The 11,050-nt window shown below is 74.3% G+C and carries 8 protein-coding genes; 3 read left to right on the top strand and 5 right to left on the bottom strand.

The features are described from left to right. The 4 genes from AB0G08_RS29525 to AB0G08_RS29540 form a co-directional block, all read right to left on the bottom strand. Positions 1–2,136 (bottom strand): hypothetical protein (locus AB0G08_RS29525; RefSeq protein ID WP_358094060.1); only part of this gene is annotated, 2,136 nt, incomplete at its 3' end. Positions 2,137–2,211: 75 nt separating this feature from the next. Continuing rightward, positions 2,212–2,514, bottom strand: a complete 303-nt coding sequence (locus AB0G08_RS29530; RefSeq protein WP_358094063.1) for a cupin — start codon at positions 2,512–2,514, stop codon at positions 2,212–2,214. Next, positions 2,511–3,461 carry an LLM class F420-dependent oxidoreductase gene (locus tag AB0G08_RS29535; RefSeq protein ID WP_358094082.1) on the bottom strand — a complete coding sequence of 317 codons (951 nt, stop codon included), beginning with the start codon at positions 3,459–3,461 and terminating at the stop codon, positions 2,511–2,513. The genes AB0G08_RS29530 and AB0G08_RS29535 overlap by 4 nt, the downstream gene beginning before the upstream one ends. A 2-nt stretch (positions 3,462–3,463) precedes the next feature. Beyond that, positions 3,464–4,249 (bottom strand): ABC transporter ATP-binding protein, encoded by a 786-nt coding sequence (locus AB0G08_RS29540; RefSeq protein ID WP_358094066.1) that lies wholly within the window; start codon positions 4,247–4,249, stop codon positions 3,464–3,466. A gap of 266 nt (positions 4,250–4,515) precedes the next feature. Between AB0G08_RS29540 and AB0G08_RS29545 the strand changes: the two genes are divergently transcribed. Both AB0G08_RS29545 and AB0G08_RS29550 read left to right on the top strand, forming a co-directional pair. Beyond that, on the top strand, positions 4,516–5,547 hold the full coding sequence (locus AB0G08_RS29545; RefSeq protein ID WP_358094070.1) for an ABC transporter substrate-binding protein: 1,032 nt from the start codon (positions 4,516–4,518) through the stop codon (positions 5,545–5,547). A 97-nt stretch (positions 5,548–5,644) separates the two neighbouring features. Then, positions 5,645–6,496 (top strand): ABC transporter permease, encoded by an 852-nt coding sequence (locus tag AB0G08_RS29550; protein WP_358094073.1) that lies wholly within the window; start codon positions 5,645–5,647, stop codon positions 6,494–6,496. A 55-nt stretch (positions 6,497–6,551) separates the two neighbouring features. Here the strand turns inward: AB0G08_RS29550 and AB0G08_RS29555 are convergent, their stop codons facing one another. Next, positions 6,552–7,727 (bottom strand): ABC transporter substrate-binding protein, encoded by a 1,176-nt coding sequence (locus tag AB0G08_RS29555; RefSeq protein ID WP_358094076.1) that lies wholly within the window; start codon positions 7,725–7,727, stop codon positions 6,552–6,554. 446 nt (positions 7,728–8,173) lie between these two features. On the opposite strand from AB0G08_RS29555, the gene AB0G08_RS29560 reads away from it, so the two are divergent. After that, positions 8,174–11,050, top strand: a 2,877-nt coding sequence (locus tag AB0G08_RS29560) for a sensor histidine kinase (protein WP_358094079.1), incomplete at its 3' end; no start/stop codon positions are given.

The raw sequence follows: 11,050 nt of genomic DNA on the forward strand, positions 1-11,050 counted from the left end.
CGCGCCGGCCGTGGTGCCGGGCTCGGCTCCGGTCGCCGGGCCGGGCTCGGCACCGGCCGCGGTGCCCGGCTCGGCGCCGGTCGTCGTGCCGGGCTGGGCTCCGGTCGTCGTGTCGGGCTCGGCTCCGGTCCCGGTTCCGGCCGTGGCGCCCGGCTCGGCTCCGGTCCCGGTTCCGGCCGTGGCGCCCGGCTCGGCTCCGGTCCCGGTTCCGGCCGTGGCGCCCGGCTCGGCACCGGTCTCGGTTCCGGCCGTGGCGCCCGGCTCGGCGCCGGTCGTCGTGGCGGGCTGGGCTCCGGTCCCGGTCGGGCTGGTGGTGGCGGGCTCGGCGGTCGGAACGCCCGGTGCCGGTGCGGAGACGGCGGAGGCGTCCGGGGATGCCGGCGGCACCGCCGCGACCGGCGTGGTCGCCTCGGTCGCGGGGGCGCCTGCGGCGGCGGGCGTCCAGCCCGCATCCTCCGGCGTCACGGCGGCGGGTGTCGGGTCCGCATCCTCCGGTGTCACGGCGGCGGGCGCCGGGTCCACGTTCTCCGGTGCCACGACGGCAGGCTGGCGCGGCGACCGGGGCTTGCGGGTGCGGCGGGGCTTGGGCGCGCCCGGGGCGGGCTGCTGTCCCACGGCCGCTCCCGCCGGCTCTGCGGCGGGCGTCGTCCCGTCGGCCGGCTGTTCAGAGGGCATCAGCCCCTCGACCGGCTGTACCGAGCGCGGCTCTCCGGCGGCCGGCTCTCCGGCGGCCGGCTCTCCGGCGGGCGTCGCCGCCTCGACCGGCTGTACCGAGGGCGTCGCGCCTCCGGTCGGCCGTCCTGCGGGAGTCGTCTCCCCGGCGGGCTGCGCGGCGGGCGTCGCCTGCCCGGTCGGTGCCGCTTCGGCGGCGGGGGTGGCCGGGACGGTCAGGGCCGCCGGGGCGTGGTCGTCGGCGCCGCCGGGCGTGGGGGCGGGGGCCGGTCCGGCCGGCCGGTCGGCCGCGGGCGGGTTGTCGGCCGGCGACACGGCCGTCCACTGCGGATCGGCTGGGGCGTCGGCGGCGGGGGCCGGGACGGTTCCTCCCTGAGCGGGCCAGTCCCAGTGCGGGGGGACGGCCCGGGGCGCCGGGGCGTCGCCGGCGGCGGTGACCGCGCCGGAGCCCGTACCGCCGGCCGGTTCGGCGCCGGCCAGGGTGGCGCCGGCCAGGTCGACCGTCTCCGGCTCGTCGCCGCCGGAGTGCGCCGGGGTCCGCGGCAGGGCCGGGCCGGTGGGCAGCGGGCGGAGGATGTCGGTCGGCTCGATGGCTCCGGTGGGCGCGGTGCGCGTGACGAGCGGCCAGCGCAGCAGCGCCGCGGCGGCGGATCCGAGCGCGCCGGCGGCCACCGCGAGCAGGGCCGCGTAGTAGGGCGTGAGCTGGTAGCGGTCGGCGGTGTCGCCCGGGCCGGCGGTCAGGTAGGCGAAGGCGACCAGCACCGGGCCCGCCACCCCCGTCGCGCCGCTGACCAGCGGCGGGTGGCCGCGCCACCGGGCCAGCCCGCCGGTCGCCGCGCCGGCCAGCAGCGCCACCAGCGGCAGGACCACCAGGGCCAGCCGCTGCGCCGCGTCGGCGTCGAGCGACGCCGGCTCCAGCACCCCCAGTCGTACGGTGTCCAGCGGCCCGGTGGAGAACAGCGACGGCGCCACCGAGACCAGGGCCAGCAGCCAGATCGCGCCCGCGACGGCGGCCATGTTCCATCCCACCGGCGGCTGGAGCAGTACGGCGAGGGCGGCGCCCGCACCGACCAGCGCACCGAGGACCGCGCAGATGCCGACGGCCCAGACCGGGTCCACCGAGACGAGTTCGGCCGCCCGGGCCGGCTGCATGCAGAGCGGCGCGACGACGGTGGCGCCCAGCGCGGCGGCGCCGGCGACGGCGAGGATGCGCCCGGTGCCGACCAGCCCTCCGTCCCGGCGGGCCAGGCGCTCGGTGAGCACCGCGCCCACCACGGCGGCGTTCGCCGCGAACCAGCCCGCCCAGACGAGCTGGGCCGGCCACTGGTTGACGGTGGTGCCGGTGAAGGTGCCGGTGAGCCGGACGATGCCGAAGCCGAAGGCGATGCCGAGCTGACCGGCCCCGACCAGCAGGCTCACCCCGAGCGCGGTGAGCAGCAGTCTGCCCCAGGTCCGAAAGGCCATGTCCGGCACGTTACGCACCTGTTGACCAGGCCGCCACCGGCGCGCCGCGAGCGGGGGCGACCCGCCGGCCAGCGGTTACTTCAGCTCGACCAGCCGGGCCAGGTACGTCGTGTCGCCGACGTTGGTCAGCATGTGCACGGCGCCCGGATCCCGGTAGACCACCCCGCCGGTCGGCTCGTCGGCGTCGATGAGGGTGCCGTCGATCGTCTGCACGACGTTCTTCGCCCCCTGGATCGCCACCACGAGGTACGGGTGGTCGTGCCGGTGCAGCGGCTGCCGCTCACCCGGCTCCAGGCGGATGTGCCAGACCCGGACCCGGTCGTTCTCGTACACGATCTCCTGGCCCACCGGGCCGAGTTCGAGGTGCGCGTCGCTCATCGGGTTCCGTCCAGTCGGGGGAGCACCTCGGCGGCGATGAGCTCCAGGTGGTCGAGGTCGGCGAAGTCGATCAGCCGCAGGTGCACCCGGGTGGCGCCGATCGCGGCGAACTCGCCGATCCGGTCGACGAGCTGCGCGGGCGAGCCGACCACCGGGTCCTCCGGCGGCAGCGCGCTCTTGACGTGCAGCGGGGCGGCACGGCGGTGCGCCTCGGCGTCGGTGCGGCCGATCGCCACCACGATCCCGGCGGAGAGGGTGAGTGGGGCGCGCCCCGACTCGGTCCGGCCGGTCCGGTCGCAGGCCTCCCGCACGCGCTCGTACGCGGCGGCGGTCTCCGCGACGGTCTTGAACGGCATGTTGAACTCGTCGGCGTACCGGGCGGCGAGTTCGGGGGTGCGCTTCGGGCCGCGGCCGCCGACGATGATCGGCGGGCCGGGCACCTGCACCGGCTTCGGCAGCGCGGGGGCGTCCCGCAGCCGGTAGTGCTCGCCGGTGAAGCTGTACGTCTCGCCCGGCGGCGTCCCCCACAGTCCGGTGAGGATCTCCAGCTGCTCGGCGAGCCGGTCGAAGCGTTCGCCGACGCGGGGGAACGGGATGCCGTAGGAGGTGTGCTCCCGCTCGTACCAGCCGGCGCCGATGCCGAGCTCGACCCGGCCGCCGCTCATCTGGTCCACCTGGGCCACCATCACGGCCAGCGGGCCGGGCAGCCGGAAGGTGGCGGAGGTGACCAGGGTGCCGAGCCGGATCCGGCTGGTCTCCCGGGCCAGCGCGGCCAGCGTCAGCCAGGCGTCGGTCGGGCCGGGCAGCGCCGGCTCGTCCCCCATGGCCTGGTAGTGGTCGGCGCGGAGGAAGCCCTCGAAGCCGCCGTCCTCGGCCAGCCGGGCGAAGCGGAGCTGGTCGTCGTAGCTGGCGCCCCGGTGCGGCTCCGTGAAGACGGTGACCCGCATGCTCATCGTCCCTCCGCGCCGGCTGTCGCCGGCAGGTCCCGTTCCATGAGGAGTTCGTGCAGGTCGGCGCTGACGCGGGCGACGTCCGCCAGGTGTGCGTTGCGGCCGAGGGTGCGCGGTCGCGGGATGTTCACGTCGACCACCTTGCGGATCCGGCCGGGCCGGGGGCTGAGCACGACCACCCGGTCGGCCAGCAGCACCGCCTCGTCGATCGAGTGGGTGACGAAGACGACGGTGGCCCCGGACGTCATGTGCACGCGTTGCAGCTCGCCGGAGAGCTCCTCGCGGGTGAGCGCGTCGAGCGCGGAGAACGGCTCGTCCATCAGCATCACCCGGGGCTCGCCGATCAGCGACCGGCACAGCGAGACCCGCTGCTGCATGCCGCCGGAGAGTTCGTGCGGCAGCCGCTTCTCGAAGCCGCCCAGCCCGGCGAGGTCCAGCAGTTGGCGGGCCCGGTCGCGGTGCGTGGCCCGCTTCCAGCCGAACATCTCCACCGGGAGCAGGACGTTGTCCAGCACCGTGCGCCAGGGGAGCAGGGCCGGCCGCTGGAAGAGCATCGCGATGTCCCGGCGCGGCTTGGTGATCGGCGTGCCGGCCACGGTGATCCGGCCCTCGCTGACCGGGAGCAGGCCGGCGATCAGGCGCAGCAGCGTGGACTTGCCGCACCCGGAGCGGCCGAGCACGGCGACGAACTCACCCGCCGCCACGTCGAGGTCGATGCCGCGCAGCGCCTCGACGCGGCCGCTGCGGCCGTCGAAGGTGCGAGACACCCCGGAAAGCTGGATCATCTCCGGCGGCCTCCCTGAGTCGGCGATCAGCAATCGCGGCCCAGGGTAACCGGCCCGGATGGACAGCAGGTCGTCCGGGGTGGAGGCGAGGATTTTTCCGTAACGAAACCCATACGGCCTGGCATTGCCAAGGGCGCTTTCTCGTACGCTGTGCCCGCGAAGAGTCCCCTCACGACGGTGTGCCGGCATACCCCTCCGCCGGCGCGCCGAAACAACCCCCTCCGGCGGCGGCGCGCCGCTCCGGTCGGAAAGGACATGGTGCACTGATGAGAAGGCTGACCCGTACGGTCGCTGCCGCTGCGCTGGCCACCGCCCTCGCCCTGGTCTCCGGGTGCAGCGGCGACTCGGACTCCGGCGCCGACGCCAAGGGTGGCAGCGGCGGGGCGTTGGAGAAGGTGACCTACCTCACCTCGTTCGGCAACTTTGGCCGTGACTCCTACGCCTGGGTCGCGAAGGAGAAGGGCTTCTTCAAGGAGGCCGGGTTCGACGTCGACATCAAGCCCGGTCAGGGCACCGGCGCGGTGATCCAGCAGATCGTCGGCGGCCAGGCCCAGTTCGGCCCGATCGACCTCACCGGCGGTCTGCTCCAGGTCGGCAACGGCCAGGCCAAGGACTTCGTCGCGGTCGCGGCGATCCAGCAGCGCACCATGGCCGCCATCGCCACCGTCGAGGGCAAGGGCATCGCGTCCCCCAAGGACCTGGAGGGCAAGAAGCTCGCCGACACCCCCACCTCCGTCGTGCGCAACCTCTTTCCGACGTACGCCCGGATGGCCGGCGTGGACGCGAGCAAGGTGACCTGGGTCAACGGCCAGGCCCAGGACCTCATGGGCATGCTCGGCTCCGGCACGGTGGACGGCATCGGCCAGTTCGTCGTCGGCCAGCCCACCATCGAGACGGTGACCAAGCAGAAGGCCGTCATGCTGCCGTACAGCAACGTGATGCAGGACCTCTACGGCAACGTGCTGATCACCTCCGCCAAGCTCGCCAAGGAGAAGCCGGAGATGGTCAAGCGGTTCACCGCGGCCCTGATGAAGGGCCTGGACTACGCGCTGACCAACCCGCAGGAGGCGGGCGAGCTGCTGAAGAAGAACGTCGCGGCCGCGAACCCCGCCGCGGCCGCCGCCGAGCTCCAGCTCATGGCCGGCTACGTGCGCTCCAACAACTCCGGCACCCAACTCGGCACCCTGGACAGCGGCCGGGTCGCCAAGAGCATCGCGATCCTGCAGGGCGCCGGTTCGCTCAAGCAGAACATCACCCCCGACCAGATCATCGACTTCAGCCTCGCGCCGAAGGCCTGATCGACGCCGACCGCGGCACGGGGGTGCGGTCCACCGGGGCGACCCGGGGGCCGCACCCTCGTCGCGTGCCGGCCCGGCCGGCAGGAGAGGAGAACCCGTGACGGAGACGACCGGTACCCGGTCCGGCCACACCGGGACGGAGCCCGCGGGCGCCGGCGCGCCCCCGCCCGCGCGCCGGTCCGGCGTACGTCCGGCGGCCGTCGGGCTGCCGCTGCTCGGCGCCGTGATCACGCTGGCCGCCTGGTGGCTGGTCACGTCCGGCCTGGAGTTGGTGCATCCCGTGTCGCTGCCCCCGCCGCAGGCGGTGTGGCAGGCGATGGTCGCGGGGAGCGGCGTGCTGATGCCGGCGCTCGGCGTGACCACCACGATGACCGTGGTCGGCTTCCTGCTGTCGGCGGTGGCCGGGGTGCTGATCGGGATGGCCCTGGCCGGGTCCCGGCGCGTCGAGCGGATGTTCGCGCCGCTGCTGGTGGCGGTCAACGCGGTACCGAAGATCGCCCTGGGCCCGCTGTTGGTGGTCTCGGTCGGCTGGGGCGCGAAGCCGATCCTGACCATGGTGTTCCTGCTCTGCTTCTTCCCGATCGTGCTCTCCACGGCGACCGGGCTCACCACCACCCCCAACGACCTGGCCGAGCTGGCCCGGTCGCTGAACGCCTCGTGGTGGCAGGCGTTCCGCAAGGTGCGCTTCCCCGCCGCGCTGCCGCAGATCTTCGTCGGGCTCAAGGTGGCGATGCCGCTGGCCGCGATCGGCGCGGTGATCGGCGAGTTCTACTCGGACAAGCCGGGGCTGGGCTACCAGATCCTGCAGTACAACGGGATCGGGGACACCGCGACCGCCTGGGCGGCGATCGTGCTGATCGCGCTGATGAGCATCCTGCTCTACAGCGCACTGTCCCTGGTCGAGCGTTTCGCCCTGCCGTGGGTCCGCGCCACCACGTCGGCCCGCTGACCCCCGCACCAGCCGATGGTGTGGCCCGCCGGGTGCGGCGGGCCACACCAGCCGGTCAGCTCGCGAGGCGCCAGCGCCCGTTGCGCGCCACCAGGGTGGTGAGGGCCTGCGGCATCAGGCCGGAGTGGTTGTCCGGCGTCATCCGGATCGGCCCGGAGAGACCGTCCAGCTGCGTCGTCTCCAGCACGTCGCGGATGCCGTCGCGGTCGACCTCGCCGGGCTCGCCGCCCGAGCGCAGTTCGGCGTCGGCGATGAGCTGCACCGCGTCGGCGGCGAACGAGGAGGAGCCGTTGTAGCCGCCGAAGCGGGCGGTGTAGTCCTGGAACCACTGCCGGCGGGCCGCCTTGGCCGGGGTGGTGGCGATCACGTCGTCGATCACCATGGTCTGGGTGAAGACCAGCGTGGCGCGTTCGGCCGCCCGGGAGCCGAGGAAGAGGTCCCCCGCCGCCGCGGCGTCGAAGAAGAGTTCGCCCTCGAACTTGGCCTGCTGCGCGGCGGTGGCCGCGAGCGTCGCCTGCTCCGCCGGGGTCCAGACGACCAGCGCGTCCACCTTCTTCCCGATCAGGTTCTTGACCTGCTGGCCGACCTCGGTGTCGGTGGTTCGCACCGCCTCCTCGCGCAGCAGCTTGATGCCGGCCTTCGCGAACTCGGCGCGCAGCGCGGTCGAGCCCTCGCGGCCGTAGGCGTCCTCGCTGTGCAGCACGCCCGCCTTGCGTACGCCCTTGCGGCGCATCTCCGCGGCGAGGGCGGCGGCGCTGTCGGCCGCGTTCGGGGAGAGCTTGAACACGTACCGTCGTTCGGCCACCGGACTGGACACGGCGCTGGACGCGGCGAGCGCAATGGTGGGAATTCGCTTCTCGTTGATGGTGCGTACGGCGCCGACGGCGCATTCGTTGCAGCCACCCATGATGATCCCGCTGACTTGGGAATCGTTGCTGAAGTCACCGATGTTGCGCAGCGACTCGCTCGCGTCCGACCGGTTGTCCTTCACCCGCAGCTCGACCTTCCGGCCGTTGAGCGCGCCGGAGGAGTTCAGCTGCTCGACCTTCAGTTCCAGCGCCCGCTGGTACGCCTTGCCGGCGGGCGCCGCCGCGCCGGAGAGCTCGAGGTCGGCGGCGATGACGATGGGGCTGGTGTCCTGCTCGTCCGCCCCGAACTGGCAGCCGGTGAGCGTGGTGGCCAACACGGCCGATGCGAGCGCCGCGGCGCTCGCGGAGCGGATGGGGGTCAACTCAGTCCTCCAGATGCGGCCCGGGCGGTGCCCGGTCACCGCCGGGTTGTCCGTCCTCAGTAGAGGAACGGGATCGGTCTGCCGTACGGTGTGCGCGAAGCCTGCAAAACCTTGCCAACGCCGGGCCCCTGCGGTCAAGCGGAGCGTCCGAAGCGTTTCGGGACGCGTATCCCACATGGTGGGGCAACGGGAAGTTTGCAAACGCTTACTAATACGACACGGATGACCACTCTGGAGTTACATGCCCTGTTCACGGGCATGGAGAATTGAAGGTATTAGTTGACCGGATCACGGGATGCGAGCCCTCCGACCGTTTCCTACCCCGTCGCGACTTCCCAAACAGGATCGCTTCTGATGAAATCGCGGCCGTGCCGCGTGTGGCGCAGTCCGCTGCACCGGGCGCGAGTCGGCGGGGCAGGCGTGGAAGAAACGACGGAGGCGATGTCGTGAGCACCGGACCGACGACCCTGCCCGCGAGTGGCGACACCGATCAGCCGAAGCGGCGTCGGCTGCCCCGGCTCCGCGACGTGCGGATCCGCTCCAAGCTCGCCCTGATCCTGGTCGTGCCGGTCGCCGCGGTGCTCGCGTTGGCCACGGTCCGACTCGTCGCCGTCGGTGAGAACACCTTCGACGCCAACCAGGCCCGCGCGCTGACCGCGCTCTCCATCGACGTCTCCGCGCTGACGCAGGACCTGCACGCCGAGCGGATGGCCGCCGCCGCCTTCCTGGCGACGCCGCAGCAGAAGGCCGACTCCTACAACCTGCGGGTGCGCAGCACCGACGCGCGGGTCGAGGCGTACCGGGCGGAGCGCGGACGCGTCGGCCAGGTGCCGGCCGCCGTGCAGGAGCGGCTCGCGACCATCGACGAGCACCTGGAGACGCTGGCCAGCACCCGGCAGGAGGTGCTGGACCGCCAGCAGATGGCCGTCGCTGAGGCGACGCTCCGCTACGGGGTCATCATCACCGACCTGGTCGCGTACGGCGACGGGCTGGCCCAGCTGCCCGGCGACGAGCGGCTCGCGGACGCCCGGCGCGCGGTCGCCGCGTTCGCCCGCGCCAAGGCGGCCGTCGCCGAGGAGCAGTCGGTGGTCTTCACCGCCCTCGTCGCCGGCCAGCTCGACGAGGAGCAGTTCTCCTCCTTCGTGGCGACGCTGACCAGCCAGCAGGAGGCGCTGGTCGCCTTCTCCCTGGCCGCCGACCCGACCCAGCGCGCCCTGGTCGACAGCACGGTCTCCGGCGACGCGGTCACCCTCGCCGACCGGGTGGCCGCCGACATCACCCGCTCGGTCGGGCAGAAATCGCTGGTCACCGCCCAGGACGCCACCGCCGCCATCGGCGCGGTCAACGACCTGATGCGGTGGGCGGAGATCCGGCTCCAGGACCGGCTGCTCAGCCAGGCCGACCAGGCCCGGTCGGACGTCATCCGGCAGGCCTTCATCGAGACGGCGCTGGTGCTGCTGACCCTCATCGTCGCGGTGACCCTCGCCGTGGTGCTGGCCCGCTCGCTCAACCACTCGCTGCGCCGGCTGCGTGAGGGCGCCCTCTCGGTGGCGAACCACGACCTGCCGGACGCGGTGAAGCGGCTGCAGAACGTCGGCAACGTCGGCGACGGCGGTGTCGAGGAGATCGTCCGGCAGGTACGCGACCCGATCCAGCTCAACAACCGCGACGAGGTGGGCCAGGTGGCGCTCGCCTTCAACGTCGTGCACCGCGAGGCGGTCCGCGTGGCGGCCGAGCAGGCCGCGCTGCGTACCAGCGTCTCGGCGATGTTCCTCAACCTGGCCCGGCGCAGTCAGACCCTGGTCGACCGCATGATCGGCGAGCTCGACGCGATCGAGCGCGGCGAGGAGGACCCGAAGCGGCTCGCGCAGCTCTTCGAGCTGGACCACCTGGCCACCCGGATGCGCCGCAACGACGAGAACCTGCTCGTGCTGGCCGGCGCCGACTCGGCCGTGCCGCGCCGCGACGACGCCCTCCTGGTGGACGTGCTGCGGGCCGCCCAGTCCGAGGTGGAGCTCTACAACCGGATCGAGTTCGGCACCGTCGACACCGACATCTCGGTGGCCGCGCACGCGGTCAACGACGTGGTCCGGCTCGTCGCCGAGCTGCTCGACAACGCCACCCGCTTCTCGCCGCCGACCACCACCGTGGTCGCGGACGGCCGGCGGATCCGGGACTACGTCCTGATCCAGGTCGAGGACCGGGGCCTCGGCCTGACCGACGACCAGCTCGACTCGCTCAACCGGCGACTGGCCGCCCCGCCGAGCGTCGACGTCGCGGCGTTCCGGCTGATGGGTCTGGCCGTGGTCAGCCGCCTGGCCTCCCGCTACGGCATCCGGGTGGAGCTGCGCCGCAACGTCGAGGGCGGCACGGTCGCCCAGGTGACGCTGCCCGCCGCGACGGTGGTGCTGCCGGCCGTGCACAGCCGGGACCCGCAGATCACCCGGCCCCGGCAGCCGCTCGCGGTCGAGCAGAACCCGCTCACCCCGGCCGGCCTCGCCGAGCCGGCGGTCGGCGCGGGGCGTACCGCCTCCGCCACCCTCACCGACCAGTGGCGCTCCGCCGCCCCGGCGCCGTGGCAGGCTCCGGAGCAGGCGCGCGACACCGCGCCCCCGGTGCAGGCCGGCGGCCTGACGTCGGCGCAGCCGGCCGCCCCGGCGGCGCCCCCGGCCCGACCGGCCTTCGCCGGCGGAGGCGCCTCGGTCGGTACGCCGACCGTCGCGTACCCCACGGTCGACGCGCTGCCCAAGCGCGTTCCCGGCAGCGCGGAGGCCCAGGCGCCGGGCGGGCCGGTCCTGCCGGTCGGCCCGATCGCCGGCTCCCCGGCCACCACCGGGCTGTCGGCGGGGCTGGCCGGATCGGCCCAGGCCGGCTTCGGCAGCGACCCGGGCACCGGCCGCGGCCTCGGGGCCAACCTGGCCGCCACGGCCCCGCCCGCCCCCGCCGCGCCGATCACCCCGCGCGCCGAGCTGCCGGCCGAGGCGCCGATCTTCCGGGAGATGGAGGCGGTGTGGTTCCGGTCGCACGGTAACGACGCCACGGCCATCTTCACCCGGCCGGACTTCAGCCAGTCGCCCGCGGCGCAGCAGGCCGCCGCGGCGCCGGCCGCCGCAGCGCCGAGCGCCGGAGCCCCGGCCGTCGGGACGCCGGCCGCCCAGTCGGCACCGGCGCAGCCCCGTGCGCCACGGCTGCCCACGCGTACGCCGGGCAGCACCGACACCGCCCCGCCGTCCGCGCAGCCGGCACCGCCGTCGTACACCCCGCCGGCCGCGGCGCGGCCCACCACGCCGGACACGCCCCCCGCGGCGCCCCCCGCGGCGCCG

It is taken from the genome of Micromonospora sp. NPDC023644 (genome assembly GCF_040640115.1).
GTDB lineage: Bacteria > Actinomycetota > Actinomycetes > Mycobacteriales > Micromonosporaceae > Micromonospora.

Coding starts and splice junctions, on each gene's coding strand:
- AB0G08_RS29530 (WP_358094063.1), bottom strand. CDS start 2,514: ATGAGCGACGCGCACCTCGAACTCGGCCCGGTGGGCCAGGAGATCGTG.
- AB0G08_RS29535 (WP_358094082.1), bottom strand. CDS start 3,461: ATGCGGGTCACCGTCTTCACGGAGCCGCACCGGGGCGCCAGCTACGAC.
- AB0G08_RS29540 (WP_358094066.1), bottom strand. CDS start 4,249: ATGATCCAGCTTTCCGGGGTGTCTCGCACCTTCGACGGCCGCAGCGGC.
- AB0G08_RS29545 (WP_358094070.1), top strand. CDS start 4,516: ATGAGAAGGCTGACCCGTACGGTCGCTGCCGCTGCGCTGGCCACCGCC.